The following is a 22,115-nucleotide window of genomic DNA, read 5'->3' as shown; positions in this document are numbered from 1 at the left end:
GCCCTGCTCCGCCTCCTGACCCCACCGCCCGGCCGCGCCCCGCGCACGGGTACGAGCTCGGCCTCCGGCACGGTGTCCGGACCGGCCACCGGCACGGGTTCGGGCCCCGGCGCACCGGCGACCGCGGCCCGTCGTGGGGAGGGCCTGATCCAGTTCGTGCTGGCCGCCCACGAGGGCCAGCGCAACACCCGCCTGTTCTGGGCGGCCTGCCGCGCCTACGAGCACGGCTTCGGCGACGCCCTGGCCGACGGGCTCACCGCCGCCGCCGTCCGCACCGGACTGCCGGAACACGAGGCCCGCGCCGCGATCGCCTCGGCGGCACGGCTGACCGCGGGGCGGGGCGAGGAACACGACGGCGCGGCCTGACGGGGTGTCGCCGAGAGAAGGTCCGGCGGCTCCCCGCCGGGGCCCGCGGCTCCCGCCCACTGCCGCATCCCGGCAGGAAGCAGCCTCACGGCCTGCGGACATCACCCATGTCGTTTCCGCTCCCACCGGCACAGAATGCGGAGGGTGACCCCGACACCGAGCCGTGAGGCAGCCCAGGCAGCCCCTGCCCGCCGAGGGCGGATACGCGCCTGCCTGGCAGCGGGCATCCTGTTCTCCCTGGTGGCGGCCTGGCTGCTGCTCCTCACCACGCCGGACGCCCGCGACGACGAGCGCGCGTTCACCACGGCGCCCGCGTGCACGGCCCCCGGCGGAGGCGATGCCGACTGTCTGCGGACGGTCACCGCGGTGCTCGACCGCACCGAGAAGGAGACCGGACGCAAGACCCCGTCGTACTGGCTGTACCTCACCGAGGCCGACGGAACGTCCACCCGCACCCGGATCGAGAGCAGCCCGGAACGGCTTCCGGCCGCCCGTCCGGGAGCGAACATCGAGGTCACGTACTGGCAGGACCAGATCCGGTACGTCGACTTCGGGCCGGACCGCCGCCCCACGAACGCGGACCCGCGCGAGTCCTTCCGGATGCCCCTCGCCATCGGACTGCTCCTCGGCGTCCTCGGGGCGATGTTCCTGACGGCCGCGGCCGCGACCGCCTGGAGCAGCAGGCGCTCGCCCCGGGCATTCCCCTGGCAGGTCGCCCTGACGGTCACCGGCGGCACGTTCCTGACTCTGTTCGCCGCGATGGCTGCCTGGACCGGCGACAACATCGGCGACGCTCTGCAACTGACAGGCGTGGCCGGCGTGGTGGTCCTGGCGCTCTGCGCCCTGGCCGCCCCGTTCCTGCACCGGCGCCATCGCGGCGACGACACGATCGCGCTGGAGCCGTCCGTGCTGACCGAGGAGGCCTGCTTCCCCGGCCTGATCATGGGCGAGGTCCCGTACGCGGGCCACGCAGGCTACTTGGTCGCGGGCCCCGGCGCCCTGGCCACGACTCCCGACCCCACGGGCGCGTTCCACCGCAACGCCGCCCCGCGCACCCTGACCCCGCTCCGCGTCCGCCCGCCCTACCTGACGGACCCCACGGGACGTCCCGACTACGACGGCCGGGCGGTGGTCGTGGAGTGCGAGGACAACGGCATACCGGTCCTCGTCATCACGCGGAAAAAGGACGCACCCGCAGTCCTCGGCGCGCTCGGGCCGTTCCCGGCGGGGGCCGGACCGGGCCACGCTCACCCCGGCCGCCCTACGTGCTCACCGGACCGCCCCCGCCCGGCGCAGCTCCGCGTCGTACCGATCGGCGTCGAAGTGGAACTCCAGCGGGGCGTCCTCCTCGTACGGGACCTCCCAGTCGGACCACCGCACGATGCCCCCGAGACGCTGAACGACCACGGTCACATACCCGCAGCACCCTCCCGAGCACTCCGGCTCCCCCAGCTCCACCCGCCGGGCCTCGCCGGTCGCCCACAGCGGACCGGGGCCGCCGGCCGGCAGCGCAGCGGCGACGAGCGGTCCCCTGCCCCCTTCACCGACCGCGCCCGCCACCACGTCCTCGCCATTGACCAGGATCCGCAGACTGGGCGGGAACCGGCGCCCTCGCGGCAGCACACCGATCTCCAGAGAATCGAACATGCGGCCACGCTACGGCGAAATCCCCCGGGAAAGCGCCCCCTTCGGTGCCCCGGCGGACGACGCGCACGCGTAGGGCCCCCGACCGAATCTTCCTGGTCGGGGGCCTTGCACCTGGCGGTGGGTGTGGGATTTGAACCCACGGTGACATCGCTGCCACGACGGTCGCCAAGACCTTTTGGCGGCCGGGCGGCTTCTGGGACCCCCTCGCAGGTCAGACGGGTAGAAGCCGCCCCGCTGGAACCATTGCCGTCGTCATCGTGCCCGCTGCGTGCCCCTCAGTCTGTAAGCGCGCCGAGACCGGTCAGGGCGTCAGCGCATCGGCACCTGAGTTCCCGGCCGTGGCTCGGTCTCGGGGCGCTGCTCGTTCAATCGCGGCTTGGGGTCTGTTTCCTGGACCAGGCGGTGGCGTCGACTCCGTATCGGGTCAGGAGCCGTGCGAACTGGGTTCGCTCCTCCGGTGACCAGGCGGCAGTGATCTCCAAGAACGCTTCTCGCTGTTCGACGGCGAAGCGGTTGCGTTCGGCTTCGCCGTACTCGGTGAGTTCGAGCACGGTGCGGCGCCCGTCGGACTGGGATGCCGCCCGCCGCAGCAGCCCGTCCGCTATGCAGGCGGCGACGGTCCGGCTGGCGACCGGCTGCGCGACGCCCATCTCGGTGGCAAGCCCGCCGACGGTCGTCTCGCCCGGCGCGTCGGCGATGACGTTGAGCACGAGGTTGCGGGAGAGGTCCTTGCCCGTTGCCGGTGCGCGTCGCCGCAGACGGGACAGCGCCGGACCGATCTGATCCAGCGTCCGGTCGTCGGGGGGCTGCTCGGAGGAGGTGCTGCTCATGTGCCGAGTCTAGGCCCGGCCGGCGCATTTGCATACCATTCGATAAGTCCATAGCATTAGGTATGTAAAGCTTGAACGAACCAGGAAAGAGGCGGACCGCCATGGCGCTCACCGCGATCACCAACGCGCAGATCTTCGACGGGGAGAAGGCGGTCGGCGTGCGGACCGTGGTCATCGACGGCGGGAGGATCGCCCGCGTCGGTGGCGATGCTCCCGAGGGCAGCGAGATCGTCGACGGCAGCGGCGCCACACTGCTGCCGGGACTCATCGACGCCCACGTCCACTCCGCCCCGGGTTCCCTGGCGCTCGCTCTGCGGTTCGGGGTGACGACCGAACTGGAGATGCAGGGGATGAACACCCGGGAGAACCGGGGGGCCATCACCGACGACGACACACAGGCTGACGTGCGCTCCTCCGGCTTCGCCATCACACCGCCCGGCGGTCACCCGAGTGAGCTGATGCCCGAAGGGTTTCGGCCCAAGTGGGACCTTCCCCCGGTCATGCCCCTGATGCCGTTCTCCACCACACCCGAGGAGGCCGCCGCCTTCGTGCCTCAGCTCCTCGCCCGGGGATCCGACTTCATCAAGTTCATGATCGACGACGGCAGCGTAGAGGGACACCCCGGGCTGCCCACGCTCGACCGGGCCACCGTGCACGCCGGTGTCGCCGAAGCCAAGAAGTACGGCGCCCTGACCGTGGCCCACGCGCTGACCGTGGAGGCCACCAGGACGGCCGCCGAAGCCGGCATCGACGGCGTCACCCACGTGTTCATGGACCAGCCGCACACCGCCGAGATCATCAGCCTGATCAAGGACGCGGGCATGTTCGTCATCCCCTGCATCACTCTCAACGCCTCGATGATGGGGATCACCGGCAGCGAACTCGCCGACGACCCCCGGGTCGCGGCACGCCTCGACGCCGACTGGGACCGGACCCTGCGCTCCAGCTATGACCGCTACCCGCAGGGCAAGCTCCACGACGTCTACGGCACCGTGCGCGCACTGGACGCTGCCGGTGTCGACGTGCTCGCCGGAACCGACGTCTCCATGCCCGAGACGTTCTTCGGGGGCCTGGCACACGGAGCGAGCCTGCACCACGAACTGCACTACCTGGTGACAGCCGGCCTCACACCCGCACGGGCCCTGCGCGCGGCCACGGCGACCACGGCCCGCCGCTTCCGCCTGAGCGACCGGGGCCGCATCGCCGAGGGCCTCCGCGCCGACCTCCTCCTGGTCGACGGCGACCCGACCAGCAACATCAGCGACACCCTCAACACCCGTGCCATCTGGCGCCGCGGAACCCGAATGGCGGCATAACCACGGTCCCTGGGACGCGATCCTTTCGGCGACAACTCAGACAACGGGATCAGTCGCGTCATCGCCGCTGAGCCAAATATCCGCAGCCGTCGCCACCTGATCATCCCGACCGACAACCGGCCGGGCGTAGTGCCGAGTGGTCACGCTCGCGTTCGAGTGCCCGAGCCGGTGCGCGGCGGTCATCACGCCGTACCGGTCGGCGACCCACGTCCCGTGCGAGGCGCGGAGATCGTGCGGCGTGACGTCGGTGAGCCCGGCAGCCGCCACGGCGGGGTCGAAGTACGCCTTGCGCCACTGGTTGTAATGCAGAGGCTTGCCGCCGGGCGTGACGAAGAGGAGAGCGTCCTCCCCGCCGGGCAGCGTCTCCAAGTGCCGGCCGATCCGCGCCGCGAGTGACGCCCGATCCGCAGGACCCGCTTCTCATGGGACTTGGGGGTGTCGAAGACAAGGGTGCCGTTCGCTTCGGCCAGGTTCTCATCGACGAGGACCAGGCCGCCGGACCCATCGATGTCCGCTCGCCGGAGCGCGAACGCCTCACCGACCCGCAGACCCGCGTAGGCGAGCAAGGAGATCAACAGGTCATGCGGTTTCGTCGCGCTCCGCACAATCCGTGAGGCTTCCAGCGGGGTGAGGATGTGCGGCTCGGTCTGCGACATGCGAGGCAGCTTCACGCCCCTGCACGGGGTCTGCCCGATCATCTCGTTGTCGACGGCCGCCCGCATGATCTGCGAGAGAACTCGGTAGGCCTGTCTGATCCGCGAGGCGCTGAGACCACGGGTCTTCATCGCACCGACCCATTCGACGATGGTGATCGGCCGGAGGCTGGAAAGCTCACGGTCACCGAGCGCCGGAACGATCAGCGAGTTGACCAGCGATCGGTACGACGCCTGTGTCTTGTGCTTCAGCTGCGGGGAGACCGCGGTGAGCCACCGTGCCGACCAATCGCGAACGGTGGTCCGTCCCTCGGCGGGGTCGAGCCAGCGGGCCTCCCCCATCTCGATGCGCTTCCGTGCCAGCCAGCGATCGGCGTCCGTCGTTGTCGCGAACGTCTGATCAGCGGCACGCAGCACGCCGTCAGGCCCCGGATACCGAGCCTGGAACCGGCCGGACGGCAGCTTCCGGATCCGACCGAAGGCGCGTCGGGACTTACGCTTGGCGGCCATCAGGCAGCCCTCCGGTACGAGTACGCCGAGGCGGGCCGCAGGACGATCGGCGCCGCCGTGTGGGCACTGACGTACTCCTCCACGGCGCTCTCGGGGATGCGGACGTGCCGACCGACCTTGACGAACGTGATGCGGCGTTCCTCGATGAGCCGGCGAGGGAAGCGGAGACCGGTGCCGAGGCGTTCGGCGACCTGATTCACGGTGAGCAGTCGGTCCGCCACGGTCACCGGCATGGCAAAGGCCCCCGACCATATGTACTGGTCGGGGGCCTCATGCCTGCGGTGGGTGTGGGATTTGAACCCACGGTGACATCGCTGCCACGACGGTTTTCAAGACCGTTCCCTTAGGCCGCTCGGGCAACCCACCTCGCGTCGGCGGTCCGGTCGCTGTGCAAGCCGATGGGCCGTCAGGCCCGCGTGGGGCCGGTTCGACGCGTGGGACAGCCTAGCCGGTCAGCTGTCGCCCTCGCGCTGGCCCAGGGTGACTTCGGCCGTGGCCGTCTTGCCGTCGCGCTCGTACGTCAGGGTCACCTTCTCGCCCGGCTTGCGGGTCCAGATCTCGCCGATCAGGGTCGGGCCGCTGTCGATCACGGTGTCGTTGAACTTCGTGATCACGTCGCCCGCCTTGAGGCCCGCCTTGGCCGCCGGGCCGTTCGGGGTGACCGCGGGGGTGCCGCCCGCCCCCTCGGCCGAGATGGCCGCGCCGCCCGTCTTCTCCTCCATCGTGACCGTCGCGCCGATCACCGGGTAGACCGGCTTGCCGGTCTTGATCAGCTGCTCGGCGACGTTCTTGGCCTGGTTGACCGGGATCGCGAAGCCGAGACCGATGGAGCCGGCCTGGGACTGGCCGAGGCCGCCGCCGGTCGACTGGATCGCGGAGTTGATGCCGATGACCGCGCCGGTCGCGTCCAGCAGCGGGCCGCCGGAGTTGCCCGGGTTGATCGAGGCGTCGGTCTGCAGGGCGCTCATGTACGAGTTCTTGTTGCTGGAGCCGTCCCCGGACGCCACCGGGCGGTTCTTCGCGCTGATGATGCCCGTGGTGACCGTGTTGGAGAGGCCGAAGGGCGCGCCGATCGCGATCGTCGAGTCGCCGACCGCGACGCCCTCCGAGTTGCCCAGGGGCAGCGGGGCGAGGCCTGCGGGCGGGTTCTTGAGCTTCAGTACGGCCACGTCGTAGCCCTGGGCCCGGCCGACCACCTCGGCGGCGTACTTCTTGCCGTCGGAGAAGGTCGCCGACAGTTCGCCGGACTCCGCGGCGGACGCCACCACGTGGTTGTTGGTGAGGATGTGGCCTTCCTTGTCGTACACGAAGCCCGTGCCCGTGCCGCCCTCGCCCTCGCCGCCCTGTGCGTCGATGGTGACCACGCTGGGGAGCGCCTTCGCCGCGACGCCGGCCACCGTGCCCGCCGGGCGCTTCAGGTCCCTCGGGGTGTCCGACGCAGAGATGGTGGTCGAGCCGCCGCCGTTGCCGTCGTTGCGGTCGGCCGCCCAGAAGCCGAGGGCTCCGCCGATGCCGCCCGCGACGAGGGCCGCGACGGCCACGGCCGCCACCAGACCGCTCCCGCGGCCCCTGCCGCTCTTGCCGCCCGGGGACTCGGAGCCGGACGGAACCGGAGCGCCCCAGACCGGGCCGTGACCGCTGCCGTCGCCGATACCGCCGGACGCGTGACCGGCGCCCCCGTCGGCGTACGACGGGACGGCGGGCGGAGGCGGCGGCCAGGACGCGGAGCCCGCGGGGAGCCCGGGATCCGTTCCGTATCCGGGCGTCGCTCCGTACGGGGAGTGCTGCGGCGGCTGGGACGGCGTCGGGTGGGGCCCCTGGGCGTACGCGGGCGTGGCCGGAGCGCCCGGGGCGCCCTGGTGCGTGGGGTCGTGGCGCGGCGCCTCGGCGTGCGCCGGTGCTCCCGGTGCCTGGGCGCCAGGGGCGTGCGGGGGCGCCTCCGGTGCTCCGGTGTCGTGCACGGGAAGGCGCGCGGTGTCGTGCGCGGGATCGTGCGCCGTCTTGTGCGCGATGTCCTGGGCCGGGTCCTGGGCCGGCGGCGGCGTGGCTCCGTCGGTCGCCGGTTCGGGAGTGGCGGCCGGCCCGGGAGGTGCGGACGGCACGGCCGGTACCGCGTTGCCCTCGTTGCCCTCGTTCTCGGTGCTCACAGCTCTTTACTCCTCGGTTCCACTCGGCATCCAGTCGGCGTTCGGCAAGAAATCCGCTGTGCACGTGTCTGCGGTCAGCTTTTCCCACGACACGTCGGGCCACTGTAAGCAGGACCTGTGCATCCGCACACCAATCTTTACATCCGACAAAACAGACCTCCAGGGTGACATGTGCTCAGCCTTCCCCGTGGCGGTGACACCATGGCGCGGGTGACCCACGCACGGCAGCGCAGCGCGCACACCTCCATCCAGGTCATCGCCCACCGCGGGGCCTCCGACGACGCCCCCGAGCACACCCTGGCCGCCTACCGCAAGGCGATCGAGGACGGTGCCGACGCCTTGGAGTGCGATGTCCGGCTCACCGCCGACGGCCATCTCGTCTGCGTCCACGACCGGCGGGTGAACCGTACGTCCAACGGGCGCGGCGCCGTGTCGGCGCTGGAGCTCGCCGACCTCGCCGCCCTCGACTTCGGCTCCTGGAAGGACCGCGAGGAGTCGCCCGACTGGGATCCGGTGCCGGGCGAGCTCACCTCCGTACTCACCCTGGAACGGCTCCTGGAGCTCTTCACCGAGGTCCGGGCCACCGGGCGGCCGCTTCAGCTGGCCATCGAGACGAAGCACCCCACCCGCTGGGCCGGGCAGGTCGAGGAGCGGCTGCTGCACCTCCTGAAGCGCTTCGGGCTGGCCGATCCGCCCGCGGACGGCCCCTCGCCCATCCGCGTCATGAGCTTCTCCGCCCGCTCCCTCCACCGCGTCCAGGCCGCCGCGCCCACGCTGCCGACGGTCTACCTGATGCAGTTCGTCTCGCCCCGGATGCGCGACGGGCGGCTGCCCGCCGGGGCCCGGATCGCGGGGCCGGGCATGCGGATCGTGCGCAGCCACCCCGGATACATCGAGCGGCTGCACCGTGCGGGGCACCGGGTGCACGTGTGGACCGTGAACGAACCGGCCGATGTCGACATGTGCGCCGAACTCGGCGTCGAGGCGATCATCACCAACCGCCCCAAGCAGGTTCTGTCCCAACTGGGCCGCATTTAGTACGGATGAGGACCCACCAGGGCCCCGACCTCGGCCCTTACGGGGTGTGCACCGGCGCATTCGCTGCGCGTTCGATCGTTACGAGTGCGTCACCGGGAGTGCATTGGCCGGTTTCCGGTGCAGCTCAGTGGGGCATCCAACCCGTGGCGTGGGGCAAAGGAGGTCTCGGGGGTGGCGTTGGTGGTGGCACAAGAAGTGCCCGCGTCGTCGAGCATGGCCATTCCTCATGGCCCTGCCGGCGTGGGGCAGGCACGACACCGGATGCGTGAACAGTTGCGCGGCAACGGGGTGTCGGACGCGGTCGTCGACGACGCTGTTCTGATCCTTTCCGAACTCCTCAGCAACGCCTGCCGGCACGGCAGGCCCCTGGGGCGGCACACCGACGTCGGCGACGGAGACATCCGCGCCGCCTGGCGGGTGGACACCGCCGGCGCGCTCACCGTGGAGGTCACGGACGGCGGCGGCCCGACCCGCCCGGTTCCGGCCACCCCTTCGGTGACGGCACGCGGCGGCCGGGGCCTCAACATCATCAGCGCCCTGGCCCAGGAATGGGGCGTACGGGACGACTCGTCCGGCGAGGTCACCGTCTGGGCCCTGGTCTCCTCCACGAAGCCGCCCGGCATCGGCGGCAACGGCTCCGCCCCGAACGGAACCGGCGCCAACGGCTCGGGAGCCCGAGGCATCGACGCCGACGGCATCGGCGGGCTCACCGGGTTCGAGGGGCTGGACCTCTCCGAGGCCTTCGACGACGTGGGCTGAGCGCGCGGACGACGGGGGCCGAGCCCCTACGGCGGACGAGCGGGGCTCCCCGGGCGGCTAGGCTCGCGCCGAGTCCGCACTGTCGCAATCGGGAGAATGCCCACCATGGCCAAGAAGCGCCCTCAGTCCAAGGCCGGGAAGCAGCAGCTCAAGGACGGTGAGATCCCGGTCGTCGGGGCCCGTGAGCCCTGCCCGTGCGGATCGGGCCGCCGTTACAAGGCGTGTCACGGACGCGCCGCCGCCCAGGCCGTGACCGAGCTCGTGCACCGCCCCTTCGAGGGACTCGCGGGCGAGTGCGACTGGGTCGCGCTGCGCGAGCTCGTGCCCGCCGCCACGGTCGAACTGACCCTCAAGGACGGGCTGCCCGAGGGAGTTCCGTCGGTGACGCTCGCGACGGTCCTGCCGATGGCCTGGCCGGCCCTGCGCCGGGACGACGGTTCCGTCCTGCTCGCCCTGCAGAACGACACCTCCTCCGGCGACCTCAGCCGCGACCTCGCGGACACCCTCCAGCGCGCCCTGGAGGCCGAGCCCGGCTCCCCGGTCACCGCACGCCACGTGCCGGCCGACGGTCCGCGCCTCCAGGACCTCCTCGCCCCGGACGCCGTATTCGAGCCGAACGTGCACTCCGGGTTCGAGTTCTGGGTGCCGGACGCGGAGAACGCCACGCCGGAGGTGTCCGCCTCGCTGGAGCGCGCGAACGCCGCCGCGATCCCGACGACGCTGCTGTCCGGCGTCGACGCCGCGTACTGGTGCGAGACCCCGGAGAAGAACCACCTGCGCTGGGTCATGCCGCACCCCGAGGAGAAGCTCCTCGACGCGCTCGCCCGGCTGCACGCCGCCGGCGCCTCCTCGCTCGGCGACGACACCCGCCTGGTCGGGTCGTTCCGGGCACACGGAATCGTGGTCCCCGTCTGGGACCTGCCCAGCTCGATGGGGGCCGAGGCGTGCGAGAAGCCCGCGGTCGAGTTCGCCGAGCGACTGGCGGCGGCGCTCGCGTCCGACGCCCCGCTCACCGCCGACGAACGCCGCGCCCGGGGCGGCCTCACCAACCGCCAGGTGACCCTCAGCTGACGGTGACGACAGGGCGCCGCAGACGGTGACCCGCGTCACAACTCGCCGTACCCGTAAGTAAATCGGCGTCCCTACAGGCGAGATCGAATTTGCGAACGGCAGATCTCTTGTTACGGTTCTAGAAGCCCGGTCGCTGGTGCATCCCCCGTCGCCAGCGACCGGGCGTCTTCGTTTCCGGCTGCGGACCGCCCTGTGACACCCCCGGGCGCGGAGTCCGCGCCACCCCTCAAACCCCGCCCGGCGCGTCGGAGCCCGTCTCATCCCGTCGGACCCGCACTGCCACAAGCCGTACCGCCACGGGCCGTGTGCCCCCGCGGCCGGCCCGGTCAGTTCTTCGCGGCCGACGCCCGTTCGGATCCGGCGCGGAGCAGCAGCGGCGCCTCGTCCACCGGTCCGGCTCCCATGAACTCCGCCACCGCCGTCGCGGACCGGGGCGCTCCCGAGGACGGGAGGCGCGGCGTCTCGCAGATGCCCGGCTCGTCGTGGGCGGCCGGCTCGCAGTACAGCTCCACGGTCCGCCCGCCCGGCCCCATCAGGGTGAGCACGGAACGGAGTTCCTCCCCGGTCGCGTTCCGGTAGTAGACGCGCGCCCAGGCCTCGCCGTCCCGGGTCAGGACGCAGGTCTGCGCCTCGACACCCTCCGGTGCGACCAGCTCGGGGCCGCACCGGGCCACCGCGCCCGGGTGCCGCCCGCCGCCCCCGCCGCCCCTGTGATCGTCACCGCCAAAAGACGGCGAACGATCAAACTCGGGCAGGGATACTGCTTCTGCGCTCATTCTCGATGGTGATTTCAGCAACGTCGGAGAAGAGGGGGATGATTCATCTCCGGATAGCCCATCAGAAGTCTTTGCCTGAACGCTTTCTGGAGAACCGCCAGATGATTTGGCATCGGGTGATGCCGGATCACCCGATAGGGCATCCGGAGCAACGGCGGGATCCGCGGAAGCGACCAGCGGAACCAGCCACGCGATCACTGCGGCAGCCGCGAGACCGATCATGCGGAGATTCATGGTGGCCCCACCTGGCGACTGCGCGGAATTCCTGACGACGGGGCGACGATATCGGCGCAACGCGCACAGCCGGGTCGCCCGCCACCCGTTTACCGGTGATCCGGCCCGGCTCACACCCGTTCGAGTGAGCCGGGCTCCGTGAGCCGGGCGCCGCGAGCCGGGCGCCGCGAGCCGGGCGCCGCGAGCCGGGCGCCGCGAGCCGGGCGCCGCGAGCCGGGCGCCGCGAGCCGGGCGCCGCGAGCCGGGCGCCGCGAGCCGGGCGCCGCGAGCCGGGCACCTCCTGGGCGTCGCGGCCTCCGCCCGGCCGGGTCAGTGAGCGAGCCGGCTACCGCCGCCCGGGGCACCGGTGCTCGCCTCGACCAGGGCGTCCAGGACCGCTTCCACGTCCGGGAGCCAGGGCGCCGCGACCGCGAGAGCCCCGCGCTTCGCCCGCCCGTGGGACACCGGGGCGGCGGCGGAGGTCTCCTCCGGCGCCGGGGGCCGCTCCCAACGGACCTGACCCGCGCCGGTCCGGGACGGCGGCAGGACGAGATAGCCGCCCTCACCGTGGAACCGGAGCGAACTGGGCACCCAGTCCTTCGCGTACAGCAGTTCGCCGAGCCGCTCCAGACCGTAGGGGGCCACGAGCAGCGACCACCGGGTGGGCGTCGCCACGACGGGGCCGAGCCGCATGCCGAGGACGTCGAGGGCGCTGAGTGCTCTGGCGCCGGCCACGGCGGGCAGGCTCACCGCGCAGGGCGCTCGGCCGCCGGTCGCCAGCATCACGGGGGCGGTGGGCCGGTGGGTCCACCACCAGCGCACCATGCGCTCGTCCGTGGTGGCCGCCAGCAGGCCGGGCTCGAAGGGGTGTGCGCCCGGTACGGCGCAGTCGGGTTCGGGGCAGGCGCAGCCGGGGCCGCCGCTCTCGCCGCGCGGGCCGGCCTGTGCCGTCCCCACTCCGGGGAGCACGGGCCACTGCCACACGGTGGCGCAGGTCAGGGCCGCGTCGAGCCGGGCGGCCCCCTCCTTGCGCCGGAGCCGGAGCCTGCGTCGCCTTCCGAGGATCTCGCGCATGAGCGCTCGTTCCTTTCCGTTGAACGCCGAGTCCACATGACACACGCGTGTGTCACACCACGCGCGTATCTCTTCGCTGTGCGTACGTGCTCATCAGTTCTGCGGTACGGGCGTGCGCCGCCGATACCGAGCGTGAGCCGAGCCGAGCCGAGTGGAACCGATCCGAATAGAACCGATCTGGGGTGGAACAGAGCCGAACCGAGCAGAGTCGAGCGGAGTCGAACCGAACGGCGCCAAACCGGACCGAACGGGTCGAACTGACCGAGCGGAGTCGTGCTGCCCTGGCAGAGTCGTGCGGGTCGAACCGAGCGGGTCGAGCCGGACCGGCGATCGCTGGTCGAGGGCGGCATGCGCCTCGCCTGCCGTCCCTGGTGCGAACCCCGCCGTCCGGGGCGGGTGCGTCACCTTCACGGGTAAGGACGCCTGAACCCGCTGCCGGGTTCCTGGGCGATCACAACCACACCCGCGCATCACCGTTTACGTACCCAGCATGCCCGGAATGACGCTCCTCCGGCGACTTGACCCCGGAGGTACCCCCTGTTGAGCAGCCCCAGTCGATCGCAAATAGCGTCCATAGGGTGCAATTTTTGGCCAAGTTAACCGACACTGGGAGAGCACGAATCACCCGGTCCTCGAAGGGACAATGCTGGACATCGGGTTACTTGTGCGTGTACATGTGGATGTATTGATAGTGGCGCAGAATCACATGGGGGTTTGCGATGCTATTCGACGAATCACACCGGTCGGAAAGCTGGCTGCCATGAGCGCCCCACACCTGCCGAAAGTGGCTGGAATCGATCCAGAGGTTCCGGTTTCAACTCACACTCCCGCTCCGCTGACGGAGGTCCCGGCACCTCCCGGAGCCTTCATCCAGGACCGGCTCGCGGGCTGGGTATCGGACCTCACGACCCTGCACGAACTCACCGAGCGGCTGGCCGGGACGAGCGTCCTCGACGACGCCCTGAACGAGCTGCTGCACGCCGGAGCTGCCCTCGTCGGCGCCCGCCGCGGACTTCTCGTTCTGGAACCGGCGAACGGCGAAGGCCCCACCGCCACCCTCGGCCTCGGGCTGAGCCACGCCGAGCTCGGCCACATCGAGACCGTGCCGCGCGCGGCCACCGCACTCGGCCGGGTCCTCGACGGACTGCCGGACACCACCGACGGGGTCCCCAGCCCCGACCTGCTCGGCGAGAAGGATCTGGACCCCCGGCACCGCGAGGTCGCCGCCCGGCTCGGCTACGCCGCCAGCTACGCCCTCCCGCTCGCCGCCGAGGCGGCCGGCCGCCTCGGCGCGGCCGTCTGGCTCTACGACGAGCCGGCCGAGCCCGCGCAGAAGCAGCGCCACCTCGCCGGCCTCTACGCGCGCTACGCCACCGAACACCTGGCCCGCCTGATCGAGCTGGAGCGCGCCCGCGCGGACGTCGCCGCCGTCGCCGAGGAGCTGCTCCCCAGCCGACTGCCCCGGATCCCGGGCGTCCAGCTCGCCGCCCGGCACCGCACCGGCCCCCGGGGCGGCGGCGACTGGTACGACGCGCTGCCGCTGCCCGACCGCGCGCTCGGGCTCGCCGTCGGATCCGTCGGCGGGTCCGGACCGAGCGCCATGGCCGCGATGGGCCGGCTGCGCGCCAGCCTGCGGGCGTACGCCGTGATGGAGGGCGAGGACCCCGTCGCCGTCCTCTCCGACCTGGAACTGCTGCTGCGGCTCACCGAACCCGCGCGGACCGCGACCGCCCTCTTCGCCTACTGCGAGCCCGCCGCCCGCAAGGTCGTGCTGGCCGGGGCGGGGCACACCCCGCCCCTGGTGCTCGGCGAGCGGCGCTGCGAGTTCGTCGAGACCACGCTCTCCGCCCCGCTGGGGATGCTCGCCTGCTGGGAGGCGCCGAGCGTGGAGTTCAGCCCGGCGCCCGGTGAGACGGTGCTGCTCTACACGGACGGGCTGCTGCGCCGCACCGGGGACGCGATGGACCGCGCCTTCGCCCGGCTGCACTCCGCCGCCGCCTCCGTACCGAAAGCGGACCGGCACGATCCGGCGGCCGTCGCCGACCACGTCCTGCGCACGATGCTTCCCGACGGCCTCGACCGGAGCGACTCCGCCGAGGACGTCGTGATCCTCGCCGCCCACTTCGACTGACCGCCCCCACTGACCGCCCCCACGTCGGCCTCCCGCCCACGGCGCGTGGCCGCCCGCGTCGACCGCCCGGGCCGGCCCGCCGACGGGCCCTTCGACCGATCCGGCGGCGGTCTCCGGTAACAGGTCCTTCGGCCCTGGGCCCCCTTCCGTACGCCCGTACGATGGGTGATGGTCCAGTGTCGTACTCAAGGAGAAACACATCGTGTCTGAGGAGCTCATCCCGGAGAACCCGGAGCAGGAGACCGAGGAGAACGAAGCAGAAGCGGTCAAGCAGCGGAAGAACGGCCTGTACCCGGGCGTCTCCGACGAGCTCGCCGCGAACATGAAGTCCGGCTGGGCCGACACGGAGCTGCACGGCCTCCAGCCGATCGCCCAGGCCGAGCACACCGCCGCCCGGCGCGCCGCGCTCTCCGCCCGCTTCCCCGGCGAGCGCCTGGTCATCCCCGCGGGCAACCTGAAGACCCGCTCCAACGACACCGAGTACGCCTTCCGCGCCTCCACCGAGTACGCGTACCTCACCGGTGACCAGACCCAGGACGGCGTTCTCGTCCTGGAGCCGCGGGGCAGCGGCCACGAGGCGACCCTCTACCTGCTGCCGCGCTCCAACCGGGAGAACGGCGAGTTCTGGCTCGACGGCCAGGGCGAGCTGTGGGTCGGCCGACGGAACTCCCTCTCCGAGGCCGAGCAGCTGCTGAACATCCCCGCGAAGGACGTCCGCGAGCTGACCGCCGTGCTGACCGAGGCCACCGGCCCGGTCCGCACCGTGCGCGGCCACGACGCGTCCGTCGAGGCCGCCCTCACCGACAAGGTCACCGCGGAGCGCGACGAGGAGCTGCGCGTCTACCTCTCCGAGGCCCGCCTGGTGAAGGACGCCTTCGAGATCGCCGAGCTGCAGAAGGCGTGCGACGCCACCGCGCGCGGCTTCGAGGACGTCGTGAAGAGCCTGGACAAGGCCGAGGCGACCAGCGAGCGCTTCATCGAGGGCACGTTCTTCCTGCGTGCCCGCATCGAGGGCAACGACATCGGCTACGCCTCGATCTGCGCCGCCGGTCCGCACGCCACCACCCTGCACTGGGTCCGCAACGACGGCGACGTCCGCGCCGGCGAGCTGCTGCTCCTGGACGCCGGCGTGGAGACCAACGACCTCTACACCGCCGACGTGACGCGCACCCTGCCGATCAACGGCACGTTCTCGCCGCTCCAGCGCAAGATCTACGACGCGGTGTACGAGGCCCAGGAGGCCGGCATCGCCGCCGTGAAGCCCGGCGCCACCTTCCGCGACTTCCATGACGCCTCGCAGCGCGTGCTCGCCGAGAAGCTCGTCGCGTGGGGCCTGCTCGGCGACCTGGACGTGGACAAGGTCCTGGAGCTCGGCCTCCAGCGCCGCTGGACCCTGCACGGCACGGGCCACATGCTCGGCATGGACGTCCACGACTGCGCCGTCGCGCGCACCGAGGCGTACGTCGACGGCGTCCTGGAGCCGGGTGTCTGCCTGACCGTGGAGCCGGGTCTGTACTTCCAGGCCGACGACCTGACCGTGCCCGAGGAGTACCGGGGCATCGGCGTCCGGATCGAGGACGACATCCTCGTCACCGAGGACGGCAACCGGAACCTCTCCGACACGCTGCCCCGCCAGGCGGACGAGGTCGAGGCCTGGATGGCGCGGCTGAAGGGCTGACCCACCGCCGTACCTCTCGCGAGGGCGCGTCGCTCACTACACGGTGAGCAGCGCGCCCTCGCGCCATTTCAGGACCTTGTCGAAGCGCACCACCGCGCCGTGGCCCGGCCGGTTGCCGAACTGGACGTGGTCCGAGAGCTGCTGGATGAGGTCGAGGCCCCGGCCGCTCTCGGCTTCGGCGTCCCTCGGGGGGCGTGGGTGCTGCGGATGTTGTTCTGCGGGCGCGGCTGGGCGAAGCGCGCGGCGGGCGGGAAAGCCCGGCCCCGAGTCGCTGACCTCGATACGGCATTTCTCGCCGTCCAGATAGGCCGTGACCCGGTACTGCCCGGAGTCCGCGACAGGGCGTCCGTAACCTGAATCCCCCGACTCCCCGAGAGCCGTCCGGTCGCCGCCGTGTTCGACGGCGTTCGCACAGGCCTCGCTGAGCGCGACCGACAGGTCGAAGGAGATGTCCGGATCCACCCCTGCGGTTTCCATGGTGCCGAGCAGAAAACGACGGGCGAGCGGGACGCTCGCAGCTTCGCGCCGCAAATGGAGAGACCACCAGATGCTCATCTTTCAGCCTCCTGGCTGCGGCTCGACGTATCGATACGTATTGCCGCCCTCGGCACTTCGTAAGCACGGATCGGGTGGGAAAGCCCTCATTCGGCGGATGTGGATATTCGGCCGCCCGGTGTATGGAACCGCCCGGCACCAGGTCACCGGGCGTCCGTCCGGTGGCCTGGGGTGCTCGCCCCCGGTCCGTACATCCCCCGCGAACGGGCTCAACAAGCACGGTTGGGGACGGAGTCTGATCTTCCGGACCTGCCGTACGGGACAGGGGGGTGCAGTGCGATGATGTTCCGGCCATGTCCACGCCTCTCGCACACGCAGGAGCCGGTCTGCGGCTCATGAGGGCCGCGGTGTTCACCGCGGCCTGCGTCGTGCTGTCCGCGGCCGGACACGCGCTCGCCGCCGGCGCGCCCGTCCCCGCGTGGACGCTGCTCGCCGGATTCCTCGGCGTCCTCGCCGTCGCCACGGTCCTCGCCGGACGGGAACGTTCCCTTCCGTCGATCGTGGGCGCGCTGGCCGGCGGGCAGATCCTCCTGCACGTGCTCTTCGCGTACGGCAGCCACGCCGGCGCCCCGGCCGCCGCGGCACCCACGGGCGGCGACAACCCGGTCATCCGGTTCGCCGCCGGTCTCGTCTGCGGTGCCGGACCGGAACAGCTGAGCGCGACCGACGCCCACCGCATCGTCTCCTCCGCCGGCATCGACCCGTCGACGCTCACGGGGGCCCACGGCCATCTCGCGGACGGCGGTGCGGTCGCAGGAGCGGTCGGGACTGCCGCGTCGGCGACACCGGACGGTGTCTCCGGCATCGCGCAGGTCTGCGCCGCCGTCTCCGCGCTGCTGCCGAGCCTGTCGATGTTCCTGGCCCACGTCCTCGTCGCGCTCGCCACCGGCTGGCTGCTGCGGCGCGGCGAGATCGCCCTCTTCGGGCTGGCCCGGCTGTCCGCCCACAGCGCCCAGGCACTGGCGGCCGGGGCCCGGCTGCGGTCCCTGCGGGCCGCGCTCGCCCTCGTCCGCGCACCGCGGGCCGGGGCGCGCGAGCAGCTCATGGCCGGGCCGCGCGTTCCGCGTCACTCCGACGACGTGCCGGTACCGGCCGCCGGGGATCCTCTGCAGCACCTGGTGATCAGGCGCGGGCCTCCGGCCCCGTACGCCCTCGCAGCCTGACGCGACGCCTCCACCGGCCCCGCGGGCCCCGTCCGTGCACGTCCCTGTGCACACACGCCCACGGAACCCGGACCACGAGGTGTCGTGATGCCGCCGCGCACCCGCGCGCCGGACCACCGTGTTCCGTTTCCCCAGTGGAGATTCCTGCCATGAAGCTTTCCCGTATCGCCCTCGCCGGCGGCGTCGCCGCGTCCACCGTCCTGCTGATCGCCGGCCCGGCCGCCGCCCACGTCAGCGTCCAGCCGGTCGGCGAGGCCGCCAAGGGCGGATACGCCACGCTCAACTTCAAGGTCCCCAACGAGCGCGACCAGGCCTCGACGGTGAAGCTCGAAGTCAACTTCCCGGCCGACCACCCGCTGTCGTCCGTCACCCCGCAGGCCGTCCCGGGCTGGAAGATCGACATCTCCAAGAGCAAGCTCGCCAAGCCTCTTGAGGTGCACGGCAAGAAGATCACCGAGGCCGTCTCCAAGGTGACCTGGACCGCGGACGAGGGCGAGATCGCCCCCGGCTACTTCCAGCAGTTCCCGGTCTCCGTCGGCGCGCTTCCCGAGGACGCGGACCAGCTCGTCTTCAAGGCGATCCAGACGTACGACAACAAGGAAGTCGTCCGCTGGATCGAGGAGCCCACGGCGGGCGGCGAGGAGCCCGACAGCCCCGCCCCCGTCCTGAAGCTGACCGCCGCCGCCGAGGACGGCCACGGCGGCGGCGCCGACGGCGCCAAGAAGACCGACGACCACAAGGCCGCCGACACCGACGCGTCGGCCAAGGAGAGCACCACCGCCGCGTCCTCCTCCACCAGCGACACCACCGCCCGCACGCTGGGCATCATCGGCATCGTCATCGGCATCGGTGGCATCGCGTTCGGCGTGCTCGCCGGACGTCGCCGCTCGGCCTGACCGGCCGGTTCCCTCACCCGCACCACGTTCAGGACACCTCACCCCATGCGCAACAGAAAAGCAGTGACGGCCGCGGCGTTCGCCGCCGCGGCCGCACTGGCCCTCTCCGCCTGCGGCACCAGTGACGACAAGGCGGGCCCATCGGCCGTCGCCGACGTCAGCGCCGCGCCGAAGGACAAGGCCGCGACCGTCCTCGACCAGCCGTTCACCAAGCCGAACCTCGTCCTCACCGACACCCACGGCAAGGAGTACGACCTCCGCGAGGCGACCAAGGGCAAGCCGACGCTCATCTACTTCGGCTACACCAAATGCCCCGACGTCTGCCCGCTGACCATGAGCAACATCTCGCTCGCCAAGCGGGAACTGCCCAAGGCCGACCAGGAAAAGCTCCAGGTCGTCTTCGTCACCACCGACCCCGAGCGCGACACCCCCGCATCGCTCGGCGCGTGGCTCTCCGCCCAGGACCCCTCCTTCACCGGCCTCACCGGCGACTTCCCGACCATCCAGGCCGGGGCCCGGCAGATCGGCATCGGCATCGACGCGCCGAAGAAGGAGAAGGACGGGACCGTCGTCTCCATGCACGGCGCCCAGGTCATCGCCTTCTCCCCGAAGACGGACAAGGGGTATGTGCTCTACGGCGAGGACACCACCGCCGAGGAGTACACGAAGGACCTCCCCAAGCTGCTCAAGGGGGAGGCTCCGTGAACCGCCGGGCAGCCCTCGCCGGCGTCCTGGCCCTCACCACGGGGCTGACGCTGGCCGGCTGCTCGTCGGACAGCGCTCCCGACCTGAAGGTCGTCGGCGCGTATCTGCCGCAGCCCGTCAGCGACATGGCCGCCGGGTTCCTCGTCGTCCGGAACAACGGCGATGCCGGGGACCGGCTCACCTCGGTGACCAGTCCGCTCTCCGACGACGTCACGATCCACGAGACGAAGAACCAGAAGATGCGCGAGGTCTCCTCGTTCGAGGTGCCCGCGGGCGGCGAGCTCGACCTCGAACGCGGTGGCAACCACATCATGTTCATGAAGCTCAAGCAGAAGCCCAAGCAGGGCGAGAAGGTCTCCGTCGAGCTGCACTTCGAGAAGGCCGGCCTCATCACGGTCGACCTGCCGGTGAAGGAAACCACCCACAACCCGAAGAAGCAGTGAGGGACTGAATCGATGTCTGCCACCGCCCCGCACGCCGGACCGTCCCCGATACGACGGCCCGTCGCCGCCGCCGCGCTCCTCGCCGCCCTGGTCAGCCTGGTGTTCGGGCTGCTGCTGGCCGGCGCGGGCCCGGCGTCCGCGCACGCCGCCCTCACCGGGAGCGACCCGGGGGACGGGGCGGTGGTGGACACCGCGCCCAAGGAGGTCACCCTCAGCTTCTCCGAGGCCATCGCCGTGGGCGACGACTCCATCCGCGTTCTCGACCCCAGCGGCAAGCGCGCCGACACGGAGGCCGAACCGCGCGACCTCTCCGAGGGCTCCACCGTCCGCTACGGCGTCGCGCTCCACTCCGGTCTGCCGGACGGCACCTACACGGTGGCCTGGCAGGCGATCTCCGCCGACAGCCACCCCATCTCCGGCGCGTTCACGTTCTCCATCGGTGCCCCGTCCGAGACCACGGTGGCCCTGTCCTCCCAGGATGTGGGCGGCGGCCCGGTCGGCGTCGTCTACGACATCGCGCGGTACGCCGCCTACGGCGGATTCGTGCTGCTCGTCGGCGGCAGCGCGTTCGTCCTGGTCTGCTGGCGGCAGGGCGCGTCCGCCCTGCCGATGCAGCGGCTCGTGGTCCGCGGCTGGCTCACGCTGACCGCGGCGACCCTGGTCATGCTGCTGCTGCGCAACCCGTACACGGGCAGCGGGAAGTTCGCCGACGCCTTCGACCTCGCCGGGCTCCAGTCCGTGCTGGACACCAAACCCGGCGCCGCCCTCGTCTCCCGGCTGCTGCTGCTCGGGGCCGCCGCCCTGTTCATCGCCGTGCTCTTCGGCACGTACGCCCGGCGCGAGGACGAGCGGGAGAAGAAGGACCTCACTTTCGGCCTCGCCATCGGGGGCGGGGTCGTCGCGGCGGGCATCGCCGCCACCTGGGCCATGTCCGAGCACGCCTCGACCGGCATCCAGGCGTCCATCGCCATGCCGGTGGACGTGGCGCACCTGCTGGCCGTCGCCGCGTGGCTCGGTGGGCTCGCCTCGCTCCTGGTCGCGCTGTACCGGACGCCGGACATCGGGAGCGCCGCGGTCCGGCGCTTCTCCTCGGTCGCGTTCGGCAGCGTCGTGGTCCTGGCCGCGACCGGGATCTACCAGTCCTGGCGACAGGTCGGCTCCTGGTCTGCGCTGACCGGGACGCGCTACGGGCAGCTGCTGATCCTCAAGGTGGCGCTGATCGCCGTCCTGCTCGCGGTCGCCTGGTTCTCCCGGCGCTGGACGGGACGGCTGGCGGACACCGCTGTCGCCTCCTCCGCGGCCGAGGTGGAGGACGCCGCGACCGAAGACGCCGCGACGGAGCCGGGGAACACCGCCCCGGTCACGTCGGAGGAGGCTTCCGGCGCTTCCGGCGACGACATCGCCCCCGAGCGCGCCGCGCAACTGGCCCGCCAGCGGGCCGTCCTGACCGCGACGAAGAAGAAGCGGGTACGGGACGCCGACCCGGAGCGCTCCGGGCTGCGACGCTCGGTGCTGGCCGAAGCAGCCGTCGCCGTCGTCCTGCTGGCCGTCACCACCATGCTGACGTCCACCGAACCCGGCCGTACGGAGGAGGAGGCCGCGGCCGGCGCCACCGCGGCCACCGCCCCCGCCGCCGGCGGCCCGGTCAACCTGAGCATGCCGTTCGACACCGGCGGCGAGAACGGCAAGGGCACCGTCCGCATCGACATCGACCCGGGCCGCACCGGCTCCAACGATCTGCATGTGTGGATCGACGGCAGCGACGGCGAGCCGATGGACGTTCCCGAGCTCAAGGTGGCCCTGACCCTGGAGTCGAAGGACATCGGCCCGCTGCCGGTCGTCCCGGACCGGCTGGCCGAGGGGCACTGGACGGCGAGCGGCGTACAGATCCCGATGGCCGGGGACTGGAAGGTCGACGTGACGGTGCGGACCTCCGACATCGACCAGGTCACCATCGACAAGAACGCGAAGATCGGCTGAGCACAGTGAGCAAGACCAAGAAGCAGACCCCGGACGAGACCGCCGCCACCGGCTCCCCGGGCAGCTCCGCCACCGGTTCTCCAGGCGCCGGCGGTATCCGCGTATCGCGGCGGCGGCTGCTGGGCACAGCGGGTGCGGCGGGCGCCACGGGGCTGGTGCTGGGG

The 22,115-nt window shown here is 71.8% G+C and carries 18 protein-coding genes, 1 tRNA gene and 2 pseudogenes; 12 read left to right on the top strand and 9 right to left on the bottom strand.

Features of this window, described 5'->3' with window-relative positions:
- Positions 1 to 366, top strand: a pseudogene (locus HET64_RS39165) (DNA primase); the annotation flags it as partial.
- 1,269 nt (positions 367 to 1,635) lie between these two features.
- Here the strand turns inward: HET64_RS39165 and HET64_RS20575 are convergent.
- The gene (locus HET64_RS20575; RefSeq protein WP_215107693.1) at positions 1,636 to 2,013 is read right to left on the bottom strand and encodes a hypothetical protein; all 378 of its coding nucleotides are present in this window, start codon (positions 2,011 to 2,013) and stop codon (positions 1,636 to 1,638) included.
- A 365-nt stretch (positions 2,014 to 2,378) separates the two neighbouring features.
- Positions 2,379 to 2,843: a MarR family winged helix-turn-helix transcriptional regulator gene (locus HET64_RS20570; RefSeq protein ID WP_215107692.1), complete on the bottom strand. Its 465-nt coding sequence runs from the start codon at positions 2,841 to 2,843 to the stop codon at positions 2,379 to 2,381.
- A 101-nt stretch (positions 2,844 to 2,944) separates the two neighbouring features.
- Between HET64_RS20570 and HET64_RS20565 the strand changes: the two genes are divergently transcribed.
- A complete protein-coding gene (locus HET64_RS20565) occupies positions 2,945 to 4,159 on the top strand; it encodes an amidohydrolase family protein (protein WP_215107691.1) in 1,215 nt (404 codons plus the stop codon).
- 36 nt (positions 4,160 to 4,195) lie between these two features.
- Here the strand turns inward: HET64_RS20565 and HET64_RS20560 are convergent.
- The 4 genes and pseudogenes from HET64_RS20560 to HET64_RS20545 all read right to left on the bottom strand — a co-directional run bounded on the left by HET64_RS20560 (position 4,196) and on the right by HET64_RS20545 (position 7,469).
- A pseudogene (locus HET64_RS20560) lies at positions 4,196 to 5,322 on the bottom strand (tyrosine-type recombinase/integrase).
- Positions 5,322 to 5,555, bottom strand: a complete 234-nt coding sequence (locus tag HET64_RS20555) for a helix-turn-helix domain-containing protein (protein WP_215107690.1) — start codon at positions 5,553 to 5,555, stop codon at positions 5,322 to 5,324. Before HET64_RS20555 ends, HET64_RS20560 begins: the two are co-directional and overlap by 1 nt.
- Positions 5,556 to 5,601: 46 nt before the next feature.
- A tRNA-Ser gene (locus HET64_RS20550) sits at positions 5,602 to 5,688 on the bottom strand.
- Positions 5,689 to 5,774: 86 nt separating this feature from the next.
- Positions 5,775 to 7,469 (bottom strand): trypsin-like peptidase domain-containing protein, encoded by a 1,695-nt coding sequence (locus tag HET64_RS20545; RefSeq protein ID WP_215107689.1) that lies wholly within the window; start codon positions 7,467 to 7,469, stop codon positions 5,775 to 5,777.
- Between the two features lie 201 nt (positions 7,470 to 7,670).
- Between HET64_RS20545 and HET64_RS20540 the strand changes: the two genes are divergently transcribed.
- The 3 genes from HET64_RS20540 to HET64_RS20530 all read left to right on the top strand — a co-directional run bounded on the left by HET64_RS20540 (position 7,671) and on the right by HET64_RS20530 (position 10,337).
- Complete coding sequence (locus HET64_RS20540; RefSeq protein ID WP_215107688.1) at positions 7,671 to 8,507, top strand: glycerophosphodiester phosphodiesterase; 837 nt, start codon at positions 7,671 to 7,673, stop codon at positions 8,505 to 8,507.
- A gap of 84 nt (positions 8,508 to 8,591) precedes the next feature.
- Positions 8,592 to 9,266: an ATP-binding protein gene (locus tag HET64_RS20535; RefSeq protein ID WP_215107687.1), complete on the top strand. Its 675-nt coding sequence runs from the start codon at positions 8,592 to 8,594 to the stop codon at positions 9,264 to 9,266.
- A 105-nt stretch (positions 9,267 to 9,371) separates the two neighbouring features.
- On the top strand, positions 9,372 to 10,337 hold the full coding sequence (locus tag HET64_RS20530) for a DUF5926 family protein (protein WP_215107686.1): 966 nt from the start codon (positions 9,372 to 9,374) through the stop codon (positions 10,335 to 10,337).
- Between the two features lie 326 nt (positions 10,338 to 10,663).
- Here the strand turns inward: HET64_RS20530 and HET64_RS20525 are convergent, their stop codons facing one another.
- Both HET64_RS20525 and HET64_RS20520 read right to left on the bottom strand, forming a co-directional pair.
- Positions 10,664 to 11,113 (bottom strand): hypothetical protein, encoded by a 450-nt coding sequence (locus HET64_RS20525; protein WP_215107685.1) that lies wholly within the window; start codon positions 11,111 to 11,113, stop codon positions 10,664 to 10,666.
- Between the two features lie 543 nt (positions 11,114 to 11,656).
- Positions 11,657 to 12,400 carry a bifunctional DNA primase/polymerase gene (locus tag HET64_RS20520; protein WP_215107683.1) on the bottom strand — a complete coding sequence of 248 codons (744 nt, stop codon included), beginning with the start codon at positions 12,398 to 12,400 and terminating at the stop codon, positions 11,657 to 11,659.
- Between the two features lie 643 nt (positions 12,401 to 13,043).
- On the opposite strand from HET64_RS20520, the gene HET64_RS20515 reads away from it, so the two are divergent.
- Positions 13,044 to 14,531, top strand: a complete 1,488-nt coding sequence (locus HET64_RS20515) for a PP2C family protein-serine/threonine phosphatase (RefSeq protein ID WP_215107681.1) — start codon at positions 13,044 to 13,046, stop codon at positions 14,529 to 14,531.
- Between the two features lie 202 nt (positions 14,532 to 14,733).
- Entirely contained in the window at positions 14,734 to 16,209 is a 1,476-nt protein-coding gene (locus HET64_RS20510; protein WP_215107679.1) for an aminopeptidase P family protein, read from the top strand.
- 36 nt (positions 16,210 to 16,245) lie between these two features.
- On the opposite strand, the gene HET64_RS20505 is transcribed toward HET64_RS20510, so the two are convergent.
- Complete coding sequence (locus HET64_RS20505; protein ID WP_215107677.1) at positions 16,246 to 16,764, bottom strand: ATP-binding protein; 519 nt, start codon at positions 16,762 to 16,764, stop codon at positions 16,246 to 16,248.
- 293 nt (positions 16,765 to 17,057) lie between these two features.
- On the opposite strand from HET64_RS20505, the gene HET64_RS20500 reads away from it, so the two are divergent.
- The 5 genes from HET64_RS20500 (at position 17,058) to HET64_RS20480 (ending at position 21,951) form a co-directional block, all read left to right on the top strand.
- The gene (locus HET64_RS20500; protein ID WP_215107676.1) at positions 17,058 to 17,927 is read left to right on the top strand and encodes a hypothetical protein; all 870 of its coding nucleotides are present in this window, start codon (positions 17,058 to 17,060) and stop codon (positions 17,925 to 17,927) included.
- Between the two features lie 149 nt (positions 17,928 to 18,076).
- Entirely contained in the window at positions 18,077 to 18,823 is a 747-nt protein-coding gene (locus tag HET64_RS20495; RefSeq protein ID WP_215107675.1) for a YcnI family protein, read from the top strand.
- A 45-nt stretch (positions 18,824 to 18,868) separates the two neighbouring features.
- A complete protein-coding gene (locus HET64_RS20490; protein ID WP_215107669.1) occupies positions 18,869 to 19,528 on the top strand; it encodes an SCO family protein in 660 nt (219 codons plus the stop codon).
- Positions 19,525 to 19,971, top strand: coding sequence for a copper chaperone PCu(A)C (locus HET64_RS20485; protein ID WP_215107667.1), 447 nt, complete (start codon positions 19,525 to 19,527; stop codon positions 19,969 to 19,971). Before HET64_RS20490 ends, HET64_RS20485 begins: the two co-directional genes overlap by 4 nt.
- A gap of 12 nt (positions 19,972 to 19,983) precedes the next feature.
- The gene (locus HET64_RS20480) at positions 19,984 to 21,951 is read left to right on the top strand and encodes a copper resistance CopC/CopD family protein (RefSeq protein ID WP_215107665.1); all 1,968 of its coding nucleotides are present in this window, start codon (positions 19,984 to 19,986) and stop codon (positions 21,949 to 21,951) included.
- Positions 21,952 to 22,115 lie beyond the last annotated feature (164 nt).

Source organism: Streptomyces sp. McG3, from assembly GCF_018619185.1.
Taxonomy (GTDB): Bacteria; Actinomycetota; Actinomycetes; order Streptomycetales; family Streptomycetaceae; genus Streptomyces.
This window is presented reverse-complemented; position numbering and strand designations above follow the sequence as displayed.